The sequence below is a fragment of the Leptolyngbya sp. PCC 6406 genome (genome assembly GCF_000332095.2).
In the GTDB taxonomy this organism is placed as follows: Bacteria; Cyanobacteriota; Cyanobacteriia; order Phormidesmidales; family Phormidesmidaceae; genus PCC-6406.
In genome coordinates, this window is record NZ_KI913949.1 from 5,057,519 (window position 1) to 5,082,632 (window position 25,114).

Consider the following 25,114-nt stretch of genomic DNA (forward strand, 5'->3'; position numbering starts at 1 on the left):
GCGGTGCCCCTACAGGAAAATTCAGGGAAATTCGCAACGTATCGCGGTATTCATCTCAATCCAGTACGCCCACGGTAGGGGCACACGGCTGTGTGCCCTCAGGGATGTACGCAATCCAACGGCATGTCGCTATGGCTTTTCAAGCATGGCAGTATGGCAAGGACAGAGGTGGCAAAAGCGATACGGAGTATTAAGGGAAGTCCAAACTTTTCCTGAGTAAGCCCTCTGACTGTCAAGCCACCCTTCAGAATTAGAGGAATAGGCCATTTGGGACTGCCTGCTGACGCTACGGACAGACAGCTTTAGGGTTTTCCCAGATGGCGGTTAGGAAGGAGACACAATTCATGGTGAGCCTCAGTGCTGATGTGGTGCAGCTCAACGCCACCGTCGCGACCAAGCTGGATGCCATTCGCCAGGTGGGGCAACTGTTGGTAAAGGGGGGCCATATTCAAGCGGGCTACATCGACAGCATGGTGGCACGAGAATCCGCCGCCAATACCTATCTGGGCAACGGTATCGCCATTCCCCACGGCTTACCCCAGGACCGGGAGCTGATTTTGCAAACCGGGATCGCCGTGACCCAATTGCCCCAGGGGGTGGAGTGGAATCCAGGGGAAACGGTGCATTTGGTGGTGGGCATCGCGGCCAAATCCGACGAGCATCTGCAAATTTTGCGAAACCTGACCCATGTTCTGGACGATCCGGCCCTGATTCAGCGGCTGGTCCAGACCCAGAATGCCCAGGAGATTATTGAGCAACTGACCCAAGGGGAGAGTTCTCCGTCGGTGCAGAAGCCGACGGAATTGGAACCGGGCTTTGATCAGCAGGTGGAGGTGCAAATTACCGGGGCGGCGGGGCTCCATGCCCGTCCGGCGACGGCCTTTGCCGCTTTGGCCTCCGCCTTTGAGGCGGATATTCGGGTGCAGGCGGGGGAAGAGATCGCCAATGGCAAAAGCCTGATGTCTCTGCTGAAGTTGGGGGTGGAGTCGGGGCAGAGCATTCGCATTCTCGCCCGTGGTAAGGATGGGGCGGCGGCGTTGAAGGCGCTCCAGAACGCGATCGCAACTGGCTTAGAAGCGGAAGAACCGGAAGCAGAGCCGGATCTGGACCTGCCTGCCCTCACCCTCGCAAGCAAGGCCATCATCGGAGTGGCGGCGGCTCCTGGAATTGCGATCGCACCCCTGCACCACCATCACACCCAGACCTTGAGCTTTGCCGATACGGCTCCGAATCCAGCGGCAGAAGCGGAAAACCTGCGGCGGGCGGTGGCCGCTGCCCTGGGAGAATTAACTGCCCTGCAACAGCAGGTTCAACAGCAATTGGGCACGGCTCAGGGGGCCATCTTTGCCGCCCACCATGCGCTGCTGGCAGATCCGGACCTGATCGAATCGGCCCTGACCCAGATTCCCCCTAACCGCAGTGCGGCCTGGGCTTGGCAACAAACGATTGAGGCGCGGGCGCAGTCCCTAGCGGCCCTCAGCAACGAGACCCTAGCGGGACGGGCTGCTGATGTCCGGGATGTGGGGCAGCGGGTGCTGCGCCACCTCTTGGGGGAGGTGGAAACGGCGAGTGAACTCCCAACAACACCCGTGATTCTGATCGCGGCGGAACTCACCCCCTCGGATACCGCCAGCCTAGATCCCCAGCGAATTCTGGGCATCTGTACGGCGACGGGTGGACCCACCTCCCACACCGCCATTCTGGCCCGCTCCCTAAAGATTCCCGCCGTGGTGGGGGCGGGGGCGGCGGTACTGGATTTGGCCACCGGGGGCACCGCTATTTTGGATGGCAATGGCGGCTGCCTCTATCCCCAGCCCAGTGCCGAGGATCTAACCCAGGCACGGCAGCGACAGGGGGAACTGCAAGTGGCTCAGGATGGGGCACTGCGATCGCGGTTTCAGCCCGCCCTCACCCGCGATGGTCACCGCGTTGAAGTGGTGGCCAACATTGGCGCAGCCCCAGAAGCCGCCGCCGCCATCGAAGCCGGGGCAGAGGGAGTGGGGCTGCTGCGGACCGAATTCCTCTTCCTAGGTCGAGACCAGCCCCCCAGTGAAGCAGAACAGTTCGCCGCCCTCCAGGAGATGACCCAGGCTCTGAATGGCCTACCCCTGATTGTCCGTACCCTGGATATCGGCGGGGACAAAGCGGTGCCCTATCTGAAGTTGCCCGCTGAAGACAATCCTTTCCTCGGCGTCCGAGGGATTCGCCTCTGTCTCCAAGAGCCGGATCTATTTATTCCCCAACTGCGGGCCATCTGCCGCGCTGCCGCCATTGGCTACGTGCGCATCATGTTCCCCATGATCGCCACCCTGGAGGATCTGCGGGCGGCCAAGGCCCAACTGGAGGCGGTACGGGTGGAGCTGGAGACACCGCCCATCGAAGTGGGGATGATGGTGGAGGTGCCCTCGGCGGTGCTGATGGCGGCGGAATTTGCCCAGGAAGTGGACTTTTTCTCCATCGGCACCAATGACCTGACCCAATATCTCTTGGCTATGGATCGGGGCCACCCCACCCTGGCGGCGGCGGCGGATGCGCTGCATCCAGCCGTTCTCCGGGCCATTCACCAGACTGTCCAGGCAGCCGAAGCTGCCGGGAAGTGGGTGGGGGTCTGCGGCGGTCTGGCGGGGGATCCCCCAGGGGCCAGCCTGCTCGTGGGTCTGGGGGTGAAGGAACTCAGCGCCAGCCCCGCCAGTATTCCGGCGGTGAAGGCGGCGCTGCGGCGGCAGTCCCTACCCCAGATGCAGCGGCTGGCCCAGCGGGCGCTGAGCTGTTCCACGGCGGCGGAGGTGCGAGCCCTATGAAACCGTCCCAATGCCTGGGGAAACCCAACCCCATCCTGCTCCAGAACCCGGAGGTGCGATGGCTAAAGGCCAGTCGCAGACTATTGCCATGACGGTCCCTCAATCACAGATCCTCACCGTTACCCTCAATTCCGCCATCGACCACACCGCTGCCATCCCCAACTTTGAGGCCAACGCCGTCAATCGGGTCACGTGGGATCAGGCGGATCCCGGTGGCAAAGGGGTGAATGTAGCCTCCTTCCTGGCCGACCTGGGCCATAACACTGCTGTCACTGGTTTTCTGGGGCAGGATAATGCGGCGCGGTTTCAAGCCCTGTTTCAGCAAAAATCCATTGCCGACCAGTTTCTCTATATTCCCGGTGCCACCCGCGTCAACATCAAGGTGGTGGATGAGGCCCAGCAACAGGTGACGGACATCAACTTTCCCGGCGTTACCCCCAGTCCGGAGGCGGTGGCCCAGTTGCATCAAACCGTGGCGGACCTGTTGCCGGATTGCGCTTGGGTGGTGCTGGCGGGGAGCCTGCCCCAGGGCGTTTCCCCCGGCATCTATCGCGATCTGACCCTGGCGGCGAAACAGGCGGGCTGTCGGGTGGCGCTGGACAGCAGCGGCGAGGCAATGGCCTTGGCGCTGTCGGCGCTGCCGGACTTGATTAAGCCCAATCGGGTGGAATTGGAGCAATTGCTAGGGTCTCCCCTGGCCACGGAAACGGCGGTGGTGCAGGCGGCTCGTCAGCTTGGGAATCAGGGCATTGAAACAGTCGTGGTCTCTCTGGGGGCAGAGGGAGCCCTCTTCGTCCAGGGCGATTGCGTCCTTCACGCCCAACCCCCTGCGATCGCGGTTAAAAGTACCGTCGGGGCCGGGGATGCCATGGTGGCAGGCACCATCGCCGCCCAGTTGCAGGGGAAATCCCTGGAAAATACGGCCCGCCTTGGCACCGGCTGCGCCCTGGGAGCCCTGAGTCAGATTGGTCCCCGTTTGCCGCCGTTGGCGGTGATTCGGGACTATGGGGAGGGAGTGACGTTGAGGGTGGGGGGTGATGGAGTGGGGGGGTGATGGGGTAGTTTCCTGTAGGGTGCATTCGCGAAGCAATGCACCGCAGAAATGCCGCGCCCAATGCGGGATGTTGCGGTAGGGGTACGGGGCTTTCTGGCCAATGCGGATGTTGCGGTAGGGGCACGGTTTCCGTGCCTGATGCAGAAGGGGACAGGGTGGTGGGGTGTAAAAACGATAAGGATCTAAATCGATGACCAAAAAAATTGTTGCTATTGCCGCCAGTGCCGCTGGCAGTGCCCATACCCAAATGGCCGCTGCCGCTCTACAAAAAACGGCTCAACATCTGGGCTATTCCCTTACGGTTGAGGCTCAGGATGGCAGTGCGGCCTATGAACCTGTGGCTGCCAGCGCGATTGAACAGGCGGATGTGATCATTGTGGGTACCGATGGGCCGTTGGATCGCAGTCGTTTCAGCGGCAAGCCCGTCTATGCCGTCTCCACCAGTGAGGCCATTCGCAATACGGAATTTGTGATCCAAAACGCGATCGCGCTGGTGGAAAGTTTGGCGAACCCCGCCGCAATTCCCACGGTGCCCCACCCCTACGATCCCCACCCCGCCGATCCTCCCGTGGCGGCGGCTCCACCCACGCCCAAATTTCTGGTGGGCATCACCGCCTGCCCCACCGGCATTGCCCACACCTTTATGGCGGCGGAGGCGCTGCAACAGGGAGCCGCCAAACAAGGCCACGAGATCCAGGTGGAAACCCAGGGCTCGGTGGGGGCCAAAAACCAGCTCAGCGATGAAGACATCGCCCGCGCCGATGCGGTGATCATCGCCGCCGATACCCATGTGGATCTAGCCCGATTCCAGGGCAAAGCCCTGTACAAAACCTCCACCAAGGAGGCCATGAAAAACACCGCTGGCGTGATTGCCGCTGCCCTAGCGACCCCCGCCCCCACGGATGCCGCCAGTGCCCTGGATGCGGTGGCCCAGGCCAAGGCCGATCGCGCCCAACAGCGCTCTGGCCCCTACAAGCATCTGCTCACCGGGGTCTCCTTTATGCTGCCGGTGATTGTGGCGGGGGGCTTGATCATTGCCCTTTCCTTTGTCTTCGGTCTGGATCCAGCAGAGGGCACCTTGGGGGATGCTCTGCTGCAAATTGGTGGAGCCTCCGCCTTCGCCCTAATCGTCCCCGTCCTCTCCGGCTATATTGCCTTCTCCATCGCCGATCGCCCCGGCTTGGCCCCCGGCTTTATCGGCGGCATGTTAGCGGCGAATCTGGGTATGGGCTTTCTCGGCGGTATTCTCTCGGGTTTCTTAGCGGGCTATATTGCCCTGCTGGTGCGGGACAAGGTGAACCTGCCCGCTAACTTTGAGGGCTTGAAGCCGGTGCTGGTGATTCCCCTGCTGTCCACCTTGGCGGTGGGGTTGCTGCTGTTTTACGTCTTTGGGATGCCGATCCGGTTTGTGATGACGGGACTGACCACCTTCTTGGAGGGGATGGGCAGTACCAATGCCGTCCTGTTGGGATTGATCCTGGGAAGCATGATGGCGGTGGATATGGGTGGCCCGATTAACAAGGCAGCCTATACCTTTGCCGTTGGGTTGTTGGCCAGCAATATCTATGGCCCGATGGCGGCGGTGATGGCGGCGGGCATGACCCCACCCCTGGGGCTGGCCCTGGCTACCCTGGTGGCAAAGCGCCGCTTCACGACAGCGGAGCAGGAGGCGGGCAAGGTGGCTTCGGTGCTGGGGCTATCCTTTATCACCGAGGGGGCGATTCCCTTTGCCGCTAATGATCCCCTGCGGATTTTACCCGCTTGTATTGCCGGATCGGCGGTGACGGGGGGACTATCGATGCTGTTTAACTGCACCCTACGGGCTCCCCACGGCGGCATATTTGTCCTGGCGATTCCCAATGCGGTCAGCAATGTGGGGCTCTATATAGTTGCGATCGCGGCGGGCACCTTTGTCACGACCCTAGCCACGATCCAACTCAAGCACTTCTTTCCCAAGAGGACAGTCACCCTAGCGACTAGCCCAACGCCTTAGCTCTAGGGCAGTTTTTTAGGGCACCTTGTAAGGTCCAAGGAATCGCTCACCATCAAAATGAATCAGGTGTGACGGTGAGTCTGCTACCCATACCTCGGTTTCCCAGGCGATATCCCCTAGATAGCGACCCATGATAGCTCGGTTGGGGAAGGCGGTCACATAAACCAACCCAACCGTTGCGCCTTCAAAGGGTTCTGCCAGTTCAGTATGTCGTTTGGCATCAACCGGACCATGGCTCGTGACGGACTCCACCAGAATTAACCAGGTTCTGTCGGCGTAATACAGGACAACATCGGGCATCTTGCCATGTGACTCTAAATTGCCCCCCAGTCTGGCCAGTAGAGCGGCGTCGAAGTAGCCCCACTTGTTGCCTGTGTCCCCGGCATAGATCAGTAAGCTACCCGGTGCGAAGCGCGGAGCGAACTCCTCAATAACGGCCCGAATGAGTTCGCTATGCTCACCGGGGCTGAGGGTAATTTCCTTCCCCGGTGCCACCTTAACTGGAATGCGTTTATGCTTACGTACCTTGGCATATCGGGCAACCAAGGTTTCACGTTCAGCTAGATAGGCTATCAGTGTGTCATGCCATGCAAGCGTACCGAAGGTACGGATAAGGGTCAGTGCTGCGGCTTCGATCTGATAAACCGTCTTGGGGCTATTTACTGGGCGGCCAGGGTGATCTGGGTTGTAAAGCGCGATACCGGCGTCGCAAAACTGATGCATAGTTTGGCGGCGTATCGTCTCGCGTGTGTTCGGTGCATACGCTTTGTCATAGTGCTCCCGTATCCAGTCCATGATGGGTGTAATACCCATTAGCGGGTTGTCAGCATCGGCCCAGATCTTATCCGGAGTGAGGTTTAACAGGGCCAGCAGACACAGGGCAGAACGCTCATTCTGCTGGGCTCGTGGCAGACCCAATGCCATAATGATCTGCTGGGTAGCCTGGATGTAGTCGTTCTGATCGCTCATTCCGACAGGGTCTCAAGCTGGGCGTCAATCATGGTCTGCGTCAGTTCTCCTTGCTGCATGGCCCATTCGCCAAGCCCAACAAGGGCGTCAAGACTGGGATACTTCATCACTCTAAGATCAGTTGCATTGACCTGAGTATGGCCGTTGAAGCGCCGAAAGTTTTCGTCAACAGCAGTTGTATTCAAAAACAAAGCTAATCCGTGAGCCAGTACCCTGGGTAACCCGTGCTTGTTTTGATGGAACAGGTTTAGATGGTTCTCAAAACCCAGCACTGCCACGTTACCGAAGTTCTCAGGAGCAACTACGGTCGCCATGATCCGACGCTTTTCCTCTTTCGACGAGAAGCGCCGTACTACGCAGTAACAGCCGCTAGGGTATAGCCACTTCTCAGTGTCAGCGTTACGCTCGATTGCATTAGGCTTCTTCATGCCCTTAAGAGGCCATGTGATGCCATTGCTGCGGCAATGTCTAGGGTAAATTAAGGGCACAGTGCCCGGTTCCGGCATAGCGCGCAGGTGCTCTTTGAGACGGAAATCCACAACCGGTCCAGTTGAGACCTTGAGATCCAGATCAGTCAGCGTATAACGGATGGCAGGTGATAGCTCCAGGCTGTTTTTGCCAAGGGAGGTCGGCACCTGGATAAACTGACCCGGATCATCCGGAAGAACGATCCGCTCGAAGGGGTGTTCATGGATGGTCAGGCTAGTAAAGGTATCGTCGATCGATGTTGATACCTTTACTGACCCTTGTTGACCACCGCGCTCCAGTCGAATGATGATGTTTTCCTGCAGGACGTTGTCATCTTTGAAAGCATGACTGCGGGACTCGAACAGATGTAAGTGCTGAATAGCTGCCCGCTCAAGGATGAAATCGCGAAATGGGCGATAATAGCTCCCATTACAGAAACTACGTGGAATGATCGCCACGATCTGTCCCCCCGGCGAGACTAGTTCTACAGCCAGCGCCACAAAAGCTGAGTACAGATTAACGGTTTCGATGCCAACGCGACGAAGGGCTAGGCGGTGTGCTGATTTACTGTTGATCTTCCTATAGGGCGGATTAAGGATTACATGTGTGTAATCAGGAAGTACTTCGGCGAAAAGGTTGCCGGATAGAGATCCTACCGCAGCATGAATAAAATCTTCTCCGCGAATCCTTATGGAAAAATTATTGTCATGATTATACTTATTAAGGGTTTCTAACAAATATGGATGCAGGCTGGAATCCACCTCAAATGCATCCAATTCTATATTTTGGAAGTGGAAACCACCCTGACGCCATCGTTCAAGAAATGCCACAGAAAGCGAGCCAATCCCGGCCCCGGCATCTAGCAAGCGGCAGTGTCCAGTTGCATCTGGAAAAAGACTAGCCATGAAAGTAGATGTTCTCTCAGGCGTAAGAAACTGACCGAATTGTGACTTCTTTTTCGCCTCGGTGTTTCTCGAAATTTGTAGTCTTTTTTGCTCAACCGCTGATAACAAGATTTGCTCTCCTGCGTTACGTCCTAAACTTGCTAATTTAATGGAGGGCAAATATCGCTTCTACAGAGTTCTCTTCCGTAGTGCAGGCTTCTAACCTGCTGCAAGCGCAACGCTGATGAGGAGACTTCCACGACGCAGTACTAGGTCAAGACCTCCGCCAACTGATGTTGCTCCCAGAGACGCTGGTAGAGTCCGGGCTGGGTGACCAACTCATCGTGGCGACCCACCTGCATGATCCGCCCCTGATCCATGACGAGGATGCGATCGGCTAGGGCAGCGGCCCCCATTTGGTGGGAGATGAAAATCACCGTCTGGCGCTGAGTCCCCGCCCTGAGATTCTGCAAAATGTGGGTGGCGGTCTGGTTGTCCACACTGGAGAGGGCATCATCTAGCACCAGCACCGTCGCATCCACCATCAAAGCCCGAGCTAGGGCAGTGCGCTGGCGCTGACCACCAGAGAGAGTAATGCCTCGCTCTCCCACTAGGGTGGTGTATTGGCGGGGGAAGTTTTGAATTTCAGGATCAATCTGGGCTTGCTTGGCGGCGTATTGCACCTCCATCAACTCCGCCAAGGGATCACCGTAGCGAATGTTGTCCTGGATTGTGCTGCTAAAGAGAAAACTTTCCTGGGGCACATAGGCGATGGCTCGTCGCAAATCGGCTAAGGCCAGTTGGGTAATGTCGCAGCCGTCGAGGAAGATCTGCCCTGGGGCAATATCTACAAGGCGGGGCAGGGCATTGGCTAGGGTGGATTTGCCGGAGCCAATTGGCCCCACCAGGGCTACTGTTTCACCCGGCTGAATGGTAAAGGTGACCCCATCTAGGGCGGGGGCCGAGGCACCAGGATAGCGATAGCTGAGGGCGCGGGCCTCTAGTTGGCCCCGCACCTGTTCCAAATCCAGGGATATATGGGGGGAGGCGTTGGCAATTTTGGGCTGGCTGCTGAGGATCGCCTCGACTCGATCGATGCTGACCTCGCCCCGCTGATAGGCGGTAATGGTGAAACCCAGCAATGCCGTGGGGAAAACTAACCGCTCCACGTAGAGCACCATGGCAATAAAGTCGCCGATGGTCAGAATACCATTTGCGATCGCACCTGCCCCCGTGGCCAGAATCACCAACAAACTAATGCTCGCCAGTCCCCCCAGCAGGGGAAACAGGGTGTTGCGGGTGCGGGCTAGGGCCAGATTGGCCTCTAGTAAATCCTGGTTGAGATCGGCAAAGGCTTGACGTTCGTTAGCTTCCTGGGCATAGATCTTGATCAGGGAAATGCCACTCATGTCCTCCTGAAGCAGATCACTGAGGCGGGAGGTAGCCTCCTGCACCCGCAACTGTTCATTCCGGAGGCGATCGCTAAAGACCTGCACCAACACCAACATCACCGGGTACACCATCAGCGCCACCACCGTCAGCCGCACGTTGAGGGATAGCATTACCGGCACCGTGAAGGCGTAGGCAAAGAGGGTATTGACGATGCTCAGCACCGCAAACCCCAGGAGGCGGCGCACATTGTCTACATCACTGGTGGCACGGCTAATCAAATCGCCGGGGGTATTTTGGGCAAAGTAGGTGGGCTCCATCGTCAAGAGATGCTCGAAGATGTTCTGCTTGAGGTCAAACTCCACCTGTCGCCCCACCCCAAACAGGAGAATCCGTGATCCCATTCGCAGCCCCCACATGAGCGAGGCCAAGAGCAGCACAAAGCCAGAGTAGGCGGCAATTTGCTGGAAACCAAAGCTGACTCGCAACTCGTCAATGCCATCGCGAATCAGCAGGGGGATCCACACCCCAACAAGGTTCACCAACAGCAGCGCCCCCACCCCTAGCCCCGTTTGCCGCCAGTGAGGTCGCAGATAACTGCCCAGTTTTCGTAGGTGCGATCGCGCCATTCTCATACCATCCGCATTGCTTTCCCATCCTAGACGACGGGCGTCCTCACTCCCGGCACCCCCCTCCCCCAGATCAGTCCAACCTTCCCCTAGAGCCTCCCCTGGAGCCATGGAGAGAACCGCCACCTTTGACCCGACAGGACAGTATCGCTATCGCTTGACCCGCCGCTGGCAGTCCCAGGGAACCGCCATCACCTTCATTCTGCTCAATCCCAGTCGTGCCGATGAGCAACAGGATGACCCGACCCTACGGCGTTGTATTGGCTTGGCCCAGTTCTGGGGTTTTGGTGGACTGACGGTGGTGAATCTCTTTGCCTACTGCACACCCTATCCCCAGGAATTGCAGGCTGCTGCCGATCCCATCGGTCCCGACAATGACGCCCATCTACGTCAGGTGTGTGCCCAAGACCATCCGATTGTCCTGGCTTGGGGAAATCGTGGGGCAGGGCGCCATCGCGATGTGCTAGCCCTCATTCACCCTGGGTCTCCCCAGCTTTATCACCTAGGCGTGACTCAGAAGGGCCATCCCCGCCATCCCCTCTACCTTCCTCGGGGCGCATCCCTGCACCCTTGGTCAAAATTCCATGAAATCTAGGGCGTGTGGACAATTAATGGGAAAACCCTTGCTGGGTAGGCATGACCACGCCCGCCCTAGTGAATCAAGCTAGGGACTGTAACCGCCCCATAAAATCAGGAATCTTACTTTGATTGTCCACAGCCCCTAGTACGCTGCGGCGTAAATAGCCTTACCGTTTTCTAGCGACGAGGCAGAGCCTCGGTGAGGATTCCCAGGCAGAGCCTGGGAACCAGGAAAGAAATTTCGTAGGGTGCATTCGCGAAGCAATGCACCACCTAGGGGAAATGGGCACAGGACTTATGCCAGCCAGCACTAGTCTGCCAGAAATGAATGGCAAGACTTGAGTCAATGAAGCATCATAGCAGGAAAGAAAATTCTCTAGCAACAACAATGCTAGGATAATTCCCAGAAAGAACAAGATGAAGAAGTAAGAAGGACAAAGAAGTACATGCAGGAAATTGACAAGTCAATATCCTTCGATGGACGGGATATTCGACTTAAGGTTGGTCTATTTGCCCCCCAGGCGGGCGGCGCGCTTTTGGTCGAGTCTGGTGACACCGCCGTCATGGTGACGGCAACCCGCTCCACAGGCCGCGAAGGCATTGATTTTTTACCCTTGCTGGTGGATTACGAAGAACGACTCTACGCCGCAGGGAGAATCCCCGGCGGCTTTTTGCGTCGAGAAGGTCGGCCCCCAGAGCGGGCAACCCTAGTGAGCCGTTTGATCGATCGCCCCATGCGCCCCCTCTTCCCCCAATGGCTCCGGGACGATATTCAGATTGTGGCCACCACCCTATCGATGGATGACCAAGTGCCACCGGATGTGTTGGCCGCTACCGGGGCTTCCCTGGCGGTACTCCTGGCCAAGATTCCCTTCTACGGTCCCATGGCTGCCGTACGGGTAGGTCTGGTAGGGGATGATTTTCTGATCAATCCCACCTTCCAAGAAATTGAAAACGGTGACCTAGATCTAATCGTGGCGGGCTCCCCCGATGGGGTGATCATGATCGAAGCGGGTGCGAACCAATTGCCCGAGCAAGACGTGATCGAGGCCATTGATTTTGGCTATGAGGCAGTGCGAGATCTCATTCAGGCCCAGCGCGATCTGATCGCGGAGTTGGGGATTGAACAGGTCACCCTGGCCACGCCTGAAGTGGATCCCACTCTGGAGCAATATATCCGCGATCGCGTTACGCTTCCCGTCAAACAGGTGCTGACCGAGTTCCACCTCACCAAGCCCGAGCGGGACGAAAAGCTAGACGCCATCAAGGCAGAGGTCTCCGCAGAGATTACCGCCCTGCCGGAAGACCATGAAATTCGCCAAGCCATCGCCGCTGATGGCAAAGCCCTCGGCAAGACCTACAAGGGCGTGACTAAAAAGCTGATGCGGCAGCAAATCATCGAAGACAACGTGCGGGTAGATGGCCGCAAGTTAGATCAGGTCCGGCCCCTGTCCTGCCGGGTGGGTCTGCTCCCCTCCCGCGTCCATGGCAGTGGTTTGTTCCAACGAGGGCTGACCCAGGTGCTCTCAGTGGCGACCCTAGGCACCGCCGGAGATGCCCAGATGATGGACGATCTCCATCCCGATGAAGAGAAGCGCTATCTCCACCACTACAATTTCCCTCCCTACTCCGTTGGGGAAACCCGCCCCATGCGATCCCCCGGTCGCCGGGAGATTGGTCATGGAGCCCTCGCGGAACGTGCCCTAGTGCCCGTTCTGCCTCCCAAGGAAGACTTTCCCTACGTGATTCGGGTGGTATCGGAGGTCCTATCCTCCAATGGATCAACCTCCATGGGCTCTGTCTGTGGCTCGACCCTATCCCTCATGGATGCGGGGGTGCCCATTACCAAACCCGTCAGTGGTGCCGCCATGGGCCTGATCAAGGAGGGGGATGAGGTTCGCATCCTCACCGATATTCAGGGTATGGAGGATTTTCTCGGCGACATGGACTTCAAAGTGGCGGGGACTGATACTGGCATCACCGCTCTTCAGATGGACATGAAGATCACCGGGTTGCCTTTAGAGGTGATTGCCGATGCCATCCGTCAAGCCCTTCCTGCCCGTCTCCACATTCTGGAGGCGATGCTAAAGGCGATCAACGCGCCCCGCACTACCCTCTCTCCCTTTGCACCCCGCCTGATCACCCTCAAGATCAACCCCGATATGATCGGCATGGTGATTGGTCCCGGCGGCAAGAAGATCAAGGGCATTACCGAGGAAACAGGGGCCAAGATCGATATCTCCGACGATGGCACTGTGACTATCGCTTGCCTGGAGGCAGCCAAGGGAGAAAAGGCCAAGGCCATGATCGAGGCCATTGTCTACAAACCTTCTGCAGGAGATGTGTTTGCCGGCAAAGTGACTCGGGTCATCCCCATTGGAGCCTTTGTGGAATTCCTTCCCGGTCAGGAAGGGATGGTCCATATCTCCCAACTGGCGGACTACCGCGTCAACAAGGTGGAAGATGAGGTCGCCGTGGGTGACGATGTGGTGGTGAAGGTGCGGGAGGTGGATGGCCGAGGCCGCATCAACCTCACTCGCCTCAACATCCACCCCGATGAAGCTGCCGCTGCCCGTGCCAAGGTGGGGCTGGCTTAACGCTATCCCCACCCCTGCCTGTCAAGGGCATGGATCTCTAGCCCGGTCAACTCGGTGCTGATAGTCCCCAAAAAAGACAGCCAATATCGTTGGCTGTCTTTTTTGCTGTCTTTTTTAATGGGTTGTGAGGCGATCTTCGGGATAGGACATTCCAGCTTGAGCTCAGCTTGAGACCATGTTTTCCAGACATCACCCTACTTTTGTGGGTTCGGCAGCCTCGGGCGGCGGCCAAAGTGTCCGGTCATGAGGCGCAGGGCCAAGGCCCGCAAGGGGGGAATGCGGTGCATTGCCCAAAGCCCCAGTCGCCGCAACGGAACCAGGGGCCAATAGTGATTGGAAAAACTACGGTTGAGTAGGTCCGTCAGGGCTAGGACTAACCCATTTTCCCAGCGTCGCCAGCGTTCGTAGCGGCGCAGCACCCGCAGACTGCCTAGATCTGCATTGCGATCGCGATCGCGAGCTGCGATCAGCACCTGAGCTAGGGCGGCGGCATCCCGAATACCCAGGTTCAAACCCTGACCGCCGACGGGGTGGCAGCCGTGGGCCGCATCTCCCACTAGAGCCAGCCTTGGCTGGACATAGCGGCGACTCTGCATAAGTCGCACCGGAAATATCAGAGGCTCCTGCACCATGGCCAACGATCCCATCTGGTCGCCATAGCGGCGCTGGAGTTCCGCCAGAAAGCGATCGCGGGGAAGTTGCAACAATGCCGCCGCTTCTCCGTGGGGAGCGGTCCACACAATCTGGCAGCGGCCATCGACCAAGGGCAAAATGGCAAAGGGGCCACTGGGCCAAAACCGCTCATAGGCGATGTTGTTATGGGGACGCTCTGGCATCAGCACCGTGGTAATGCAGGATTGCCAGTAGGGCCAGCCAAAGGTGTCAATGCCCGCCTGTTCTCGCAAGTGCGATCTCGCCCCATCTGCCGCCACAATCAGGTCCGTAGTACAGTCCCAGATTGTGCCCGCCTGAGCCAAAGTGCAGCGCACCCGCTCCGATTCGTATACCACCTGCTGAAGTTGGGCTGGGGCCAAGTAATCCACGCCATCAACGGCGGTGCCCTGCTGCAAATTCCCTTGCAACGCCGCCATCAACACCCCATGGGCAGCGGCATAGTAAACCGCCCTCTGGCCTGAATTTTCCGAGTCATCCGCCGCCAAATCTGCGGGGCTAAACCTCACCACAATGGGGTGATCGCCATCGGACAACTGCACCTGCTGAAAATGAGTGAGGTGGGGCGACACCTGCTCCCAGAGCCCCAGTTGTCGGAAAATATCCGCCGAGGTGGGGGAAAAAGCATAGGCCCGCTGGCGGCTAGCAGCTTGGGCCGGGGTCTGGGCTTCCACGATCGCCAGGTTTAGCCCCGACTGACCCAGGGCATGGGCCAGGGTCAACCCCACAATGCCACCGCCCACGATCACCACGTCGTAGTGGCGGACGGGAAGCCCATGGGCTTTGCCAGGGCTGGGATAACTCTCCACCGCAGTCATGCTATTCATACCGTTTCTAAGGGTTGCCTCGCAGCAGTGGCTGGGACGCTGGCCCGCCGCGCCTGAAACAGGCCAAAGCGGCAGAGCCCGGTGCCAAAGGCCAGCCGCATGAGGAGGATAGTCGGCACTTCTCGCAAGGACTTGATAAAGCCCGAGAAACCGAACCGCACCAGTCCTTGAGGGCGGATAATGCCCTGCCAAAGGGAATCCAGCCAGGAGGGCAGGGTCGCGGCGGTCCAGTCGGCGGTGGTCACCCTCCCCTCCACGTATCCCGTCGCCGCTAGCAGTTCCGCAAAGCCTTCAATACTGGAGAAGGCGGGGTGCGACCATTGATCCAGCAGTTGGCGCATGACGGGTTTCTCCCAGGCATTCAGGGGCCGTTGCCGGTCGTCTCGCTGGTTCCAGTCCGCCACGACCAGAACGCCACCGGGCTTGAGTACCCGCATCAGTTCCTGGGCAAATTGGGCCTTGTCTGGCATGTGAGGACCGGCCTCAATGGACCAGACCACATCAAAGGTGCCATCGGGGAAGGACATAGCCAGGGCGTCGTTGACTAAAAACTCGACCTCCAGATCCGCTGGGGTCAAGTCCTGGGCTCGTTTCACCTGCTCCGGGCTAATCGTGATGCCGGTGACGGTGAAACCATAATCCCGCGCCAGAATCCGACTACTACCCCCAATGCCACAGCCTACGTCCAGCACTGTGGTGCCGGGGGGCAGTTGATCTAAGCCTCCCCAGCCCACCATTTCGTGGACAAAATCAGCCTTGGCGGCAAGAAAATCCTTACGTCGCAGCGGCGAGCCATAGTGGCCTAGGTGAATATGCTCGCCCCAGTAAAATTCCAGAATGCCGTCCTGGGTCCATTGATCGTAGGAGCTGGCGACGGAAGCGGAGGATTGATACCGACGAGCGGTGATGAGGTATGCCACCACACTCGTAATCAACAGCAGCAGAAAAAAGCCGATTAATAGATACGCAACTTTCATCCTTCTGCCTTTCTCCTTCTGCTTTTCGGTACTACAGGGTGCTCATGGCCATGAGATCTTCGGTCATGTCAAAGTTGGCCGTTGCCGATTGCACATCATCGAGATCGTCCAGAGCGTCCATCATTTTCAACAACGATCGCGCCTGATCGGGATCTGCCACTTCTACAGTATTACTGGGAATCCAGCGGGTTTCCACCTGATGCAGGGTATAGCCCTGGGCCTTTAGGGTATCGCTCAGTCTCTCTAGGTCCGCTGGGGCACAGAATACCTCCACCCCCTCTAGGTCTTCTTCCAGTTCCGTCAGCTCATAGGATTCCGCCCCTCCCTCCAGTGCGGCTTCCAGTAGTGCCTCTTCATCTAGGGGACCGACCACGGCGACAACGCCCTTCTGGTCAAACATCCAGCCCACACAGCCGGTTTCCCCCAGGTTGCCGCCATTCTTGCTGAAGGCAGCTCGGAGGTCAGCGGCGGTGCGGTTACGGTTGTCTGTCAATGCCTCAATCAACACCGCTACGCCGCCGGGGCCATAGCCCTCGTAGCGGATGGCCTCTAGACGATCGGCATCGAAGCCTTGGCCGGAACCCTTGGCGATGGCGCGATCGATATTGTCGTTGGGGACTCCGGCGGCCTTGGCCATTTCAATGGCCGTGCGGAGTTGAAAATTACCTGCCGGGTCACCGCCCCCGGTGCGGGCCGCCACAATAATGGCGCGAGAAACCCTAGCGAATATTGCGCCCTTAACAGCATCTACACGGGCTTTTTGCCGCTTGATATTGGCCCATTTACTATGACCTGCCATAGCTCCTAAAGGAAGGAATCATCCCTGAACTGCTCTCAATCCATCCTACCCCTCTACGCTGGGGGCAATCCGGCACTGGTCTCCAAGGAGATGATAAACATCTGAAAGGCTTGCTCTACAAGGGTCTTAGGCGAGTTGGAACAAAAAGCCCCAACTGTATCGCTGATACAGTTGGGGCTTTTTGGGATCGCTGATCGGATGCCCGATCAGCGAAGTGGAGTGGAGTGGTATCAAGGCAAAGTCTGGGTCGATGGATAGCCACTGACCTAGAACGTGTAGCCCACGCCTAGAGTGCCGTTGACACGGGTGTTGTTGTAGAGGGATACGTTGACGCCACCATTTAAGGTGAAGCGATCGCTAATCCGATAGTCCATGCCAGCGGTGACCATTGGCCCCACCCGGTTTTCGTTGCCCGTTATCGCCGACACCCCGCCACCCACGTAGGGCAATAGTTTGCCGTTGGGGGTGATGGCGTTGAAGTCGTAGGTTACCGGCAGATGGAAGGAGGTTTGGCCGTTGCCGCTGAAGTTGAGGTCACTGATGACTCCAGGCCGCACAGAGACATGGTCGGCTACGGTGATCTTGCTATTGATGGATAGCCCGACGGTGTCACTGATGCCGACGCCAGCGCCTACATAGTTGTAGTCGGTGGGTAGGGATTGGGCTTGGGCGGTCATGGGTAGAGCTGCGATCGCGGCGGCAGAAATCCCAAATGCGATCGCGGTAAACAGGTGAGCTTTCATGGTTTATTCTCCAGCAATTCCAATGTGAGTAGTCCGTCAAACCCTGATTGGGGTTGATCTATGCCTCCCAACAGGGTTTGGTGTGGAGGCGACGAGGGGAGGGTTGTTTCGCCCTCGTTCTATGCTTGTTCTAGCGCCAGAAGCCTCAACCCATGAGACGTAGTTGTGTCACTTACTACAGTGGCAAAAACCAAGGCATGGTAGAGAGTTGCAACCCTAGTCGGGGTAAAGTCCAAGCCTGACGGGCCTTTGCGGCTGGGCCATCCGCTCCACAGGGATAGGTTCTAGGCCGTATTGGGGGGTACATAAGTTCCCCTTAGCGGTCAGTCTGGGGGGTGGCACAGTGGAGTGGCACAGTGCTGAAGCCCAAAAAAAAAGGCTGAGACGCTTGCATCGGCACTTCCCCCCTACGGCTCTGCCGCTATTCCGCCAACCCCATGAATGGAGGCAGAGCCTCCGAAGAGGGTGACCTAGTAGAGCCAATCATCTAAATGAACCAGGGGCTTAAGCCCCTTGTCCTAACCTGAATGGCCACTGCTACATGCCGAACTGAGGTTAATGGCAAAGTTCTAACCTGCGATCGCATCCCGCAGGGTGTCAAACAGGTGATCTATTTGGCCGGGTTCAATGATCAATGGTGGTGACAGGGCAATGGTGTCCCCAGCGGCCCGCACCAGCACCCCCCGCTCGTAGCAGCGCAGAAAGGTCTGGAAGCCCCGTGCCCCCGGTTGGTGGGGGATGGGCTCTAGTTCAATCCCCGCCAACAGACCCAGATTGCGAATATCAATCACATGGGGAGTGCCCTTGAGGCTATGGGCCGCTGTGGCCCAGGTTTCTGCCAAGGACTGAACCCGCTGGAACAATCCCTCTGATTCGTAAATATCCAGCGTGGCTAACCCCGCTGCACAGGCGACGGGATGACCGGAGTAGGTGTAGCCGTGGAAAAATTCCACCCCTGGGCGTGACTCCATGAAGGTGTCGTAGATCTCCTGCCGCACAAATACCGCCCCCATGGGCACTGCGCCGTTGGTGATGCCCTTGGCGGTGACCACCAGATCCGGCTGCACCCCAAAGTATTCCGCTGCGAAAGGCACCCCCAGTCGTCCAAATCCGGTGATCACTTCGTCAAAGATCAGCAAAATGCCTTCGCGATCGCAGATTTCCCGCAGCTTTTCCAAGTAGCCCACGGGCGGAATTAACACCCCCGTCGCCCCATAGACGGGTTCTACAATCACCGCCGCAATGGTGTGTCCTCCCTGCTGGATCACCACTTGCTCTAAATCCTCCGCCAAGTGTGCCCCCCACTGGGGTTGGCCCTGGCTGAAGGCATTGTGCTGCAAGTCATGGGTATGACGTAGGTGATCTACCCCTGGGATCAATTTGCTGTACAGGTGGCAGTTACTCTCGATGCCCCCCACCGCCACGCCCCCCAGGTTGACCCCGTGGTAGGCCCGTTGCCGCCCGACAAAGCGCTGGCGTTCCGGCTCTACCCGCAGGCGATGGTATGCGATCGCAATTTTCAACGCCGTATCCACCGCCTCCGACCCCGAGTTGGTGAAAAACACATGGTTCAAGTCCCCCGGCATCAGCTTCACCAGCCGATTTGCCAGGGTAAAGGCTCCCGGATGCCCCATCTGGAAACAGGAGGCATAGTCAAGCTGAAGCAGTTGATCATGCACCGCCGTTGCAATCTCCCGCCGCCCATGACCTGCATTCACACACCACAGCCCCGCCGTGCCATCCAGAATCTGTCGCCCGTCGCTGCTGGTGTAGTACATGCCCTCGGCCCCCACCAAAAACCGAGGAGCCTCCTTAAACTGCCGATTGGCTGTAAAGGGCATCCAAAAAGCGTCTAAATCGGTGGGTAAGGCAGCGGCGCTAGGGGGGACAGTTACGTCAGTCATGGGCGAGTTCCGTAGATAGGGTTGAGGAGATGGATCAGCGGCCTGGAAAGGTGTATCCCCAAATTATGCGAAAAAATTTAATGCCGCGTAGTTTGGCAACGTGCCTCCTGCCGTTTAACGCAGCGCGTTATACACTAGGAGTATGGTATGGCATTGTTGGCGGATGATCCGAGACTTTAAAGATAAAGAGACTCAAAAAGTCTTTGAACGTAAGCGTTCTCACAAATTACCATCGGACATTCAGCAAGTGGCATTGCGGAAACTTCGGATGCTAAATCGAGCAGAAACCCTTCAGGATCTTCGTGTCCCGCCAGCTAATCGATTGGAGCGCCTCATTGGTGATAGAGAAGGTCAATATAGTATTCGGATTAACGATCAATGGCGAATCTGCTTTTTATGGCAAGACGGTGATGCTTTAGACGTGGAGATCGTTGATTATCATTGAGGTAAAAGTATGAATGAAGATAAGCTGATGCCAGTGCATCCTGGTGAGGTGCTTTTAGAAGAATTTCTCAAGCCAATGAATCTCAGTCAAAATCAGATGGCTCTGGCACTTCGAGTTCCTGCTCGACGTATTAACGAAATCATTCATGGAAAGCGACGTATTACGGCAGATACGGCCCTTCGTTTAGCTCGTTATTTCAATATGTCGCCACGATTTTGGCTGGGATTGCAAATGGATTATGACTTAGATGTGGCTGAAGATAAAGTAGGGGAGAAATTGAATAAGGAAGTGGTTGTCTTAGTGAGTGAAGGAGGATAAAATCTTCTCATCTAATAGTTGCCTGGTCAAAGCGTAAGCACTCAGAAGGTGATCGCTAATCTCCAGTAAAACCCTTTTGAATTTTAGATTTTGAAGTGGATGGTGCTGGTATGGCTGTGAGACAAGGGCAGCGTTGGATTCGGCGGTTGGGGTTGAGCCTGTGGTGCATAATTCTGTTAGAGTGCGCGATCGCGATGCCAGCGATCGCCGCAAGGTGGTGATTCATCCGGTTTTAGAGCAGCATCAACGGGCATACCCTCAGACTGGCTATCCTGACCCCAGGCGGCAGAGCCGCCCCCGGAGGCTACCAGCCGAAACAGGTTCAGGAGGGATAATTATACTGAAGCATTCCACCTAATCGCCCCTATAGGGGTGTTAGGCAGACGTATTTCCACCTAATCACCCGATACGGGATGTTAGGCTGACAGATTTCCACCTAATCACCCCTATAGGGGTGTTATACAGAACGATTCCCTCTAATAAAGAGTTAGGTGCGCGACTCGAAGTCGTTCGGGGGAGTTGGAAAGGGCTCCAAAACCCTTTCCCTGCCAGTGTTCAGGCAGATGTCCGCCTCGGAATGTTCGGCCAGTAATGGGAGGGCAGTATCAGCAGACGAGGTTAAATGTCCAACAAGCTTGGAGCCAAACCAATTAAGAGGGCTAGGGCAAGGTTGCTAAGGATAACGTGAGTGAATCCTTGAAGAGGCTTCGTTAATTTAGGTGCTCGAAAGGGCTGAAACGAGCATGTTGGGGCATATGGGAATGGATAGCGTCCAAATATCCATCGCGAACACCCCGCCCCCGGAGTAAAGAGGAGTCCTAAGGCAACCATATCTCCACCCCGTGCGGAACGAGGTAACCCCAATAGAGTCCTGGCAATGCCGTCATGGTTAGGTAAGCGATGGGCAACCAAAGCTGAACCCTCTAGTGGAAGATGTCCCAAGAAGCGCTCGCGAAGCGTGGGCGGAGCCCGTAAAGCTGCCAACCGAAAGGTAACCGGAATCCATAACGGGGCAGATAGGGTAATACCCAACCCAAAAGGGTGCAGACGTGGGACAGGTGATCGTCTTGAATGCAGGTGAGATGAGACTTAACTGGCGGGAAAAGTTAGGTACAGGCTTCGGTTTGTAAACGTAACCGTCAGGACAGTCCGTAAGGGTTGTTAAGAATCGGAGACACTGAATCTCAAGACGTTGCTTGAGCCGTGTACGGTGAAAGTCGTATGCACGATTCTGAGGGGAGGGAGGGGGCTAAGTAGATCGGGTTAATTAATCCGAGGCTTATGAACATAGGCTTGATCGCTTGAAACAGCCTGTACGCAAGGATTCAAGAGAGTTTACTGTTCTTAACACATCTCGAACTTTATGTATCGACCTACTTATATCTAAAACCTCCTCCGTTACCCGACCGCTCTTACTAACGATTAATGCTGGCATTGCCTAATTTCGTACAAGGGGTTTTGAGTCAGATGGAAGTTCATATCAACGGACTCTATCCAAAAAGCAAATGCCGAATTTATTACGGCAAAGAATTGCTCTTGGAGGAAAATGCTGATGAGTATGGTTGCATAAACATGAAGCTAAGGATGCCAAGAAGACTTAGAAATAAACTACTGCGCCTAACATCGAATCTTCCTGGGGTTATCGAGCCTTTGTCCGAGGACATAAAAATTGATCCCTTAGGAATATTTCATGTTGCAAACCCAGTACTTGATATTTCGTACGTAAATGATCAAGGCGAGTATCAAACTCCCAAAAACTTATTAAATCCATCTACCAGCACAAAACAAATGGCAAACATTTATCGTGCTGCTCGCCACAGAAATCACGTTTTTCAGGCGATTCAGTGGACTATAATTTTGGGATCGCCTTTTCTTGGTCTCTTGGTCGTTGGATGGATCGGTGTGGTTGTAGGATTAACTATTAGTTTAGCTTCTTATTTTCTAAGCCCCTACTCAGATGGAATCAAAAAAGCATTCTAATCGAACGATTAGCTAAGTTATCGTTGTGATATTACTTATTCAAAATGTGTGAATGACTGTAGAGGGAATTCGAAAATGTATTTATATTTGAGGCATTAAGGTGCTTGGAGATGATACTGAATCAGCAGTCTAACAACTCGGCTGGAGCGGACTATCAAAATTTGCTGGAAATTTAGGACTCTTTACAGCCGCTCAGCCGAAACGTTAGCTGGCTCCTTTTTTCGGCTCGAGACGTACAGAAGAGCTATCTGCTGTTATCTCAGCGTGCTGGTTCTTGCAGTCCTGGTATAGCCAAGGTATAACTAAAGAGTAAGAATTACAGTTAAGGTCATTATGAAAACTGCAATTTCACTTCCAGATTCAGTTTTTGAAGAGGCGGAAGTACTCGCTCAGCAGTTAGGGGTGTCGCGCAGTGAGCTTTATACAAAAGCGTTACAGGCATATCTGAAAAGGTACAACCGTGATCAGATCTTGCTCAAATTGAATCAAGTCTACGCTACAGAGTCCTCTGAACTTGATCCAGTGATGGCAAGGATGCAGTTTATGTCTTTGCCCCACGAGGATTGGTAATGCATCGGGGAGAAATTTGGTGGGCAAACTTACCCAATCCGGTAGGTTCAGAACCTGGATATCGTCGTCCCGTCTTGGTGATTCAAGATGATACCTTTACTCAGAGCCGGATTAGTACAGTTATCGTCGTCATTATCACTTCAAATATTCAGTTAGCGGAAGCACCGGGTAATGTACTATTGCCTCGTGGGGGATCAGGTTTGTCAAGAGACTCTGTTGCAAATGTCTCTCAAATCTTCACTATTGATAAGACGTTCTTGGTTGAACGGATTGGTTCCCTAACAGACTACTTGCAAGAAGAGGTAGATGAGGGTTTGCGAACAATTTTGTATCTCTAGCAACGCCAGCTAATCGGGATAGGGGAAAACCTCACGATCTCCCCCTCCCACACCACCCGGCATGCGGGTCCGCACCGGGCGGTTCCTCAGAAAGGTTTAGAAGTCAAGATTCTTTCGACTCTGACTCCCAAAGCTGGCTACACCATTAAGCGCCGTTCCTATAGCTCCCCCGAACGGGTTCAACGCTCAGAACGAGCCCCGGCGGCTCCTCTCTGCTTTCCATGGTTCGGCCCTTCGCCCTGTCTGGTCCATTACAGACCAGCATTTGACTACTATGGCCTCGGCTGACTTCTGCCTCCGACGGCGGTTGTTGCCAACCGTCGGGCCGCCTTGATGACCGTAGGGTTCTGTGGCTACCTGGCCGTTTCCGGCCAGACCTCAATCAGACTCCCTTAGCCTCAAAGACTGCCAAGAAGGCAGATCTCCCCAGATAAGAACGTGAACTGTCCATGCGCAACCGCGTCATTTACCGTATCCCCTGAACCAACGGGCTTTGTTGTGTTGTGCCAACTCGCCCCAGAGACTCGGCCTTCTGTGACGTTTCTGTCCGTCGGCTCGCACTTTTGCCGCTGGCTTCCTCCAGACCCTCCCTCGCGGAAACGCCCTTGCCTTAAGCTAGTGGTTGTCCATCTCTCGGCTCCTATGACTTGCGAGCATTTGGATGGCTGGTTCTCCCACAGGGGACTTTCACCCCATTAGTTCACGCCCATGCTGGGCGTACACATGCGTTGATACGGACGGGCGAGAAACCTTGGTGCTGAGTTCGAGTTTGTCTGCCGCCGCACAACTTCACCGTTAGCTGGCTTGGCACAGAGGTCTTGCACTCGTTGATGCATTGCTAAGGATAACGCTCGCGAAGCGTGAGCGGAGCCCATAATGCTGCCAGCCGCTAGCGAAGCCATGCCCGAAGGGCTATAAGGCAAGCGGAATCCATAACACGACGGATAGGGCAAATGCCCAACCCGCAAGGGTGCAGACATGGGACAGGTGATAGCTTGAATGCAGGTGAGATGAAACTCAACTGATTGGGAAAAGTTAGGTGTAAACCTCGGTTTGCAAACGTAACCGTCAGGACAGCCCGCAAGGGTTGTTAAGAATCAGAGACACTGAATCTCAAGACATTGCTTGAGCCGTGTACGGTGTTCGCGAAGCGTCTCCAGCGGAGAAAAGTCATATGCACGGTTCTGAGGGGAGGGAGGAAGCAATATTTAAAACTTCCTCCTTGACCCGACTGCAAATGATTCCAAATATAGCTAGGCTCTTTGAAATAGGTTTCAGGAGATTACAAGATGCCAAGTCAGAATATGGATTCGATCAAAACTATCTTCCAAAGCCGCCTAACAACTCTCGATCACCTCTTGAAGTCGGCTCAAACACATTTCAATGGGAGTGAATCTTTCTTGCAGGAGCGTATTGCGGCTGATATGTTTCCTTTTGGCACACAAGTCGCTTTTACCTGCAATCAACCACGCAACTTTGCTCTTTGGTGTAACGGAAAACCTGCGAATAATCTGGATCCGAAAGTTATTTCTCTTACACAAGCATACGAGCATATTGAAGATACTCAAGAACTCCTTTCGGGCATTAACGCCGAAGACGCAAAACTCGATGAGATTGGGCGAATCGACCTAGGGCAGAGTCTCTACGTCGAGCTGTCTGGCAGCGCCTATGTGAGCGACTTTCTGATTCCAAACTTCTACTTCCATATGGTCACGGCTTACGATATTCTCCGTATGGCTGGTGTCCCAATTGGAAAACGGGATTACATGATGCACTTGGTGCCATTCGTTAGGCAGGCATAAAGCCTAACTATTCGTTCAAGCCGAGTCCGCTGTAGGACCCTGACTTAACTCAAATGTTATGCGGCTCAATTTCCAGTCCGGCACGGTAGTCTAAAGATTATCTGTTGATGCTGATTCAGTTGGGCGTACTCGTCATTGAGATGTTGCCGCGCAAATTCGTTGGTTAGTTTCACAATGCTGTCAAACTTGACTGCCATTGCATTAGGAACATCTTCGGATTTTTTGGATTTAGCCATGATCGCGAGAGAGTAGAAAACCCGGTCAGAGAAAAGATGATGATTTGCCCATGCAATCTTCGCCTATGCAATCGATGACAAAAGTGGGATGTACCCTCTTTAAATTTCGGTCTCCCCCCAGAATGGGGGGGACTCATTCA

Annotated in this window: 19 protein-coding genes; 11 read left to right on the forward strand and 8 right to left on the reverse strand. The window is 55.7% G+C overall.

Features of this window, described 5'->3' with window-relative positions; genetic code table 11:
- Positions 1 to 317 precede the first annotated feature (317 nt).
- The 3 genes from ptsP to LEP6406_RS0222655 all read left to right on the forward strand — a co-directional run bounded on the left by ptsP (position 318) and on the right by LEP6406_RS0222655 (position 5,848).
- Positions 318 to 2,801 carry a phosphoenolpyruvate--protein phosphotransferase gene (ptsP, locus tag LEP6406_RS0222645; RefSeq protein ID WP_263971213.1) on the forward strand — a complete coding sequence of 828 codons (2,484 nt, stop codon included), beginning with the start codon at positions 318 to 320 and terminating at the stop codon, positions 2,799 to 2,801.
- Positions 2,802 to 2,859: 58 nt separating this feature from the next.
- Entirely contained in the window at positions 2,860 to 3,855 is a 996-nt protein-coding gene (gene pfkB, locus LEP6406_RS0222650; RefSeq protein WP_008313622.1) for a 1-phosphofructokinase, read from the forward strand.
- A gap of 190 nt (positions 3,856 to 4,045) precedes the next feature.
- Entirely contained in the window at positions 4,046 to 5,848 is a 1,803-nt protein-coding gene (locus tag LEP6406_RS0222655; protein WP_008313620.1) for a PTS fructose-like transporter subunit IIB, read from the forward strand.
- Between the two features lie 15 nt (positions 5,849 to 5,863).
- On the opposite strand, the gene LEP6406_RS0222660 is transcribed toward LEP6406_RS0222655, so the two are convergent.
- From LEP6406_RS0222660 to LEP6406_RS0222670, 3 genes are all read right to left on the reverse strand, one after another.
- Entirely contained in the window at positions 5,864 to 6,817 is a 954-nt protein-coding gene (locus LEP6406_RS0222660) for a BsuBI/PstI family type II restriction endonuclease (protein ID WP_008313618.1), read from the reverse strand.
- Entirely contained in the window at positions 6,814 to 8,349 is a 1,536-nt protein-coding gene (locus LEP6406_RS0222665) for an Eco57I restriction-modification methylase domain-containing protein (protein WP_202807549.1), read from the reverse strand. The genes LEP6406_RS0222660 and LEP6406_RS0222665 overlap by 4 nt, the downstream gene beginning before the upstream one ends.
- A gap of 89 nt (positions 8,350 to 8,438) precedes the next feature.
- Positions 8,439 to 10,313: an ABC transporter ATP-binding protein gene (locus LEP6406_RS0222670; RefSeq protein ID WP_317133861.1), complete on the reverse strand. Its 1,875-nt coding sequence runs from the start codon at positions 10,311 to 10,313 to the stop codon at positions 8,439 to 8,441.
- Here LEP6406_RS0222670 and LEP6406_RS0222675 point away from each other — a divergent pair.
- Both LEP6406_RS0222675 and LEP6406_RS0222680 read left to right on the forward strand, forming a co-directional pair.
- A complete protein-coding gene (locus tag LEP6406_RS0222675; RefSeq protein WP_008313612.1) occupies positions 10,297 to 10,782 on the forward strand; it encodes a DUF1643 domain-containing protein in 486 nt (161 codons plus the stop codon). The genes LEP6406_RS0222670 and LEP6406_RS0222675 overlap by 17 nt on opposite strands.
- Before the next feature lie 430 nt (positions 10,783 to 11,212).
- Entirely contained in the window at positions 11,213 to 13,363 is a 2,151-nt protein-coding gene (locus tag LEP6406_RS0222680; protein ID WP_008313610.1) for a polyribonucleotide nucleotidyltransferase, read from the forward strand.
- Positions 13,364 to 13,557: 194 nt separating this feature from the next.
- Here LEP6406_RS0222680 and LEP6406_RS0222685 read toward each other — a convergent pair whose 3' ends face one another.
- From LEP6406_RS0222685 to LEP6406_RS0222705, 5 genes are all read right to left on the reverse strand, one after another.
- Positions 13,558 to 14,862 (reverse strand): FAD-dependent hydroxylase, encoded by a 1,305-nt coding sequence (locus tag LEP6406_RS0222685; RefSeq protein WP_008313608.1) that lies wholly within the window; start codon positions 14,860 to 14,862, stop codon positions 13,558 to 13,560.
- Positions 14,859 to 15,839 (reverse strand): methyltransferase domain-containing protein, encoded by a 981-nt coding sequence (locus LEP6406_RS0222690; RefSeq protein ID WP_008313605.1) that lies wholly within the window; start codon positions 15,837 to 15,839, stop codon positions 14,859 to 14,861. Before LEP6406_RS0222690 ends, LEP6406_RS0222685 begins: the two co-directional genes overlap by 4 nt.
- 31 nt (positions 15,840 to 15,870) lie before the next feature.
- Positions 15,871 to 16,638, reverse strand: coding sequence for a YebC/PmpR family DNA-binding transcriptional regulator (locus LEP6406_RS0222695; RefSeq protein WP_008313604.1), 768 nt, complete (start codon positions 16,636 to 16,638; stop codon positions 15,871 to 15,873).
- Positions 16,639 to 16,904: 266 nt separating this feature from the next.
- Entirely contained in the window at positions 16,905 to 17,381 is a 477-nt protein-coding gene (locus tag LEP6406_RS0222700; protein ID WP_008313603.1) for a porin family protein, read from the reverse strand.
- 569 nt (positions 17,382 to 17,950) lie between these two features.
- On the reverse strand, positions 17,951 to 19,285 hold the full coding sequence (locus LEP6406_RS0222705) for an omega-aminotransferase AptA (protein WP_008313602.1): 1,335 nt from the start codon (positions 19,283 to 19,285) through the stop codon (positions 17,951 to 17,953).
- Positions 19,286 to 19,448: 163 nt separating this feature from the next.
- Between LEP6406_RS0222705 and LEP6406_RS0222710 the strand changes: the two genes are divergently transcribed.
- From LEP6406_RS0222710 to LEP6406_RS0222735, 6 genes are all read left to right on the forward strand, one after another.
- Positions 19,449 to 19,730 (forward strand): type II toxin-antitoxin system RelE/ParE family toxin, encoded by a 282-nt coding sequence (locus LEP6406_RS0222710; RefSeq protein ID WP_008313601.1) that lies wholly within the window; start codon positions 19,449 to 19,451, stop codon positions 19,728 to 19,730.
- Positions 19,731 to 19,739: 9 nt separating this feature from the next.
- Positions 19,740 to 20,048, forward strand: coding sequence for a HigA family addiction module antitoxin (locus tag LEP6406_RS0222715; RefSeq protein ID WP_008313600.1), 309 nt, complete (start codon positions 19,740 to 19,742; stop codon positions 20,046 to 20,048).
- A gap of 1,467 nt (positions 20,049 to 21,515) precedes the next feature.
- The gene (locus tag LEP6406_RS0222720; protein ID WP_027269363.1) at positions 21,516 to 22,028 is read left to right on the forward strand and encodes a hypothetical protein; all 513 of its coding nucleotides are present in this window, start codon (positions 21,516 to 21,518) and stop codon (positions 22,026 to 22,028) included.
- A gap of 333 nt (positions 22,029 to 22,361) precedes the next feature.
- A complete protein-coding gene (locus LEP6406_RS0222725; RefSeq protein WP_008315407.1) occupies positions 22,362 to 22,598 on the forward strand; it encodes a ribbon-helix-helix domain-containing protein in 237 nt (78 codons plus the stop codon).
- The gene (locus LEP6406_RS0222730; protein ID WP_008315408.1) at positions 22,598 to 22,936 is read left to right on the forward strand and encodes a type II toxin-antitoxin system PemK/MazF family toxin; all 339 of its coding nucleotides are present in this window, start codon (positions 22,598 to 22,600) and stop codon (positions 22,934 to 22,936) included. The genes LEP6406_RS0222725 and LEP6406_RS0222730 overlap by 1 nt, the downstream gene beginning before the upstream one ends.
- A 1,289-nt stretch (positions 22,937 to 24,225) precedes the next feature.
- The gene (locus LEP6406_RS0222735) at positions 24,226 to 24,738 is read left to right on the forward strand and encodes a DUF1993 domain-containing protein (protein ID WP_008315391.1); all 513 of its coding nucleotides are present in this window, start codon (positions 24,226 to 24,228) and stop codon (positions 24,736 to 24,738) included.
- The last annotated feature ends 376 nt before the right edge of the window (positions 24,739 to 25,114 follow it).

What these genes read in the sequence shown, in the direction of transcription:
- ptsP (WP_263971213.1), top strand. Translation starts at nt 318, where the DNA reads ATGGCGGTTAGGAAGGAGACACAATTCATGGTGAGCCTCAGTGCTGAT.
- pfkB (WP_008313622.1), top strand. Translation starts at nt 2,860, where the DNA reads ATGGCTAAAGGCCAGTCGCAGACTATTGCCATGACGGTCCCTCAATCA.
- LEP6406_RS0222655 (WP_008313620.1), top strand. Translation starts at nt 4,046, where the DNA reads ATGACCAAAAAAATTGTTGCTATTGCCGCCAGTGCCGCTGGCAGTGCC.
- LEP6406_RS0222660 (WP_008313618.1), bottom strand. Translation starts at nt 6,817, where the DNA reads ATGAGCGATCAGAACGACTACATCCAGGCTACCCAGCAGATCATTATG.
- LEP6406_RS0222675 (WP_008313612.1), top strand. Translation starts at nt 10,297, where the DNA reads ATGGAGAGAACCGCCACCTTTGACCCGACAGGACAGTATCGCTATCGC.
- LEP6406_RS0222680 (WP_008313610.1), top strand. Translation starts at nt 11,213, where the DNA reads ATGCAGGAAATTGACAAGTCAATATCCTTCGATGGACGGGATATTCGA.
- LEP6406_RS0222685 (WP_008313608.1), bottom strand. Translation starts at nt 14,862, where the DNA reads ATGAATAGCATGACTGCGGTGGAGAGTTATCCCAGCCCTGGCAAAGCC.
- LEP6406_RS0222690 (WP_008313605.1), bottom strand. Translation starts at nt 15,839, where the DNA reads ATGAAAGTTGCGTATCTATTAATCGGCTTTTTTCTGCTGCTGTTGATT.
- LEP6406_RS0222695 (WP_008313604.1), bottom strand. Translation starts at nt 16,638, where the DNA reads ATGGCAGGTCATAGTAAATGGGCCAATATCAAGCGGCAAAAAGCCCGT.
- LEP6406_RS0222700 (WP_008313603.1), bottom strand. Translation starts at nt 17,381, where the DNA reads ATGAAAGCTCACCTGTTTACCGCGATCGCATTTGGGATTTCTGCCGCC.
- LEP6406_RS0222705 (WP_008313602.1), bottom strand. Translation starts at nt 19,285, where the DNA reads ATGACTGACGTAACTGTCCCCCCTAGCGCCGCTGCCTTACCCACCGAT.
- LEP6406_RS0222710 (WP_008313601.1), top strand. Translation starts at nt 19,449, where the DNA reads ATGATCCGAGACTTTAAAGATAAAGAGACTCAAAAAGTCTTTGAACGT.
- LEP6406_RS0222715 (WP_008313600.1), top strand. Translation starts at nt 19,740, where the DNA reads ATGAATGAAGATAAGCTGATGCCAGTGCATCCTGGTGAGGTGCTTTTA.
- LEP6406_RS0222720 (WP_027269363.1), top strand. Translation starts at nt 21,516, where the DNA reads ATGGAAGTTCATATCAACGGACTCTATCCAAAAAGCAAATGCCGAATT.
- LEP6406_RS0222725 (WP_008315407.1), top strand. Translation starts at nt 22,362, where the DNA reads ATGAAAACTGCAATTTCACTTCCAGATTCAGTTTTTGAAGAGGCGGAA.
- LEP6406_RS0222730 (WP_008315408.1), top strand. Translation starts at nt 22,598, where the DNA reads ATGCATCGGGGAGAAATTTGGTGGGCAAACTTACCCAATCCGGTAGGT.
- LEP6406_RS0222735 (WP_008315391.1), top strand. Translation starts at nt 24,226, where the DNA reads ATGCCAAGTCAGAATATGGATTCGATCAAAACTATCTTCCAAAGCCGC.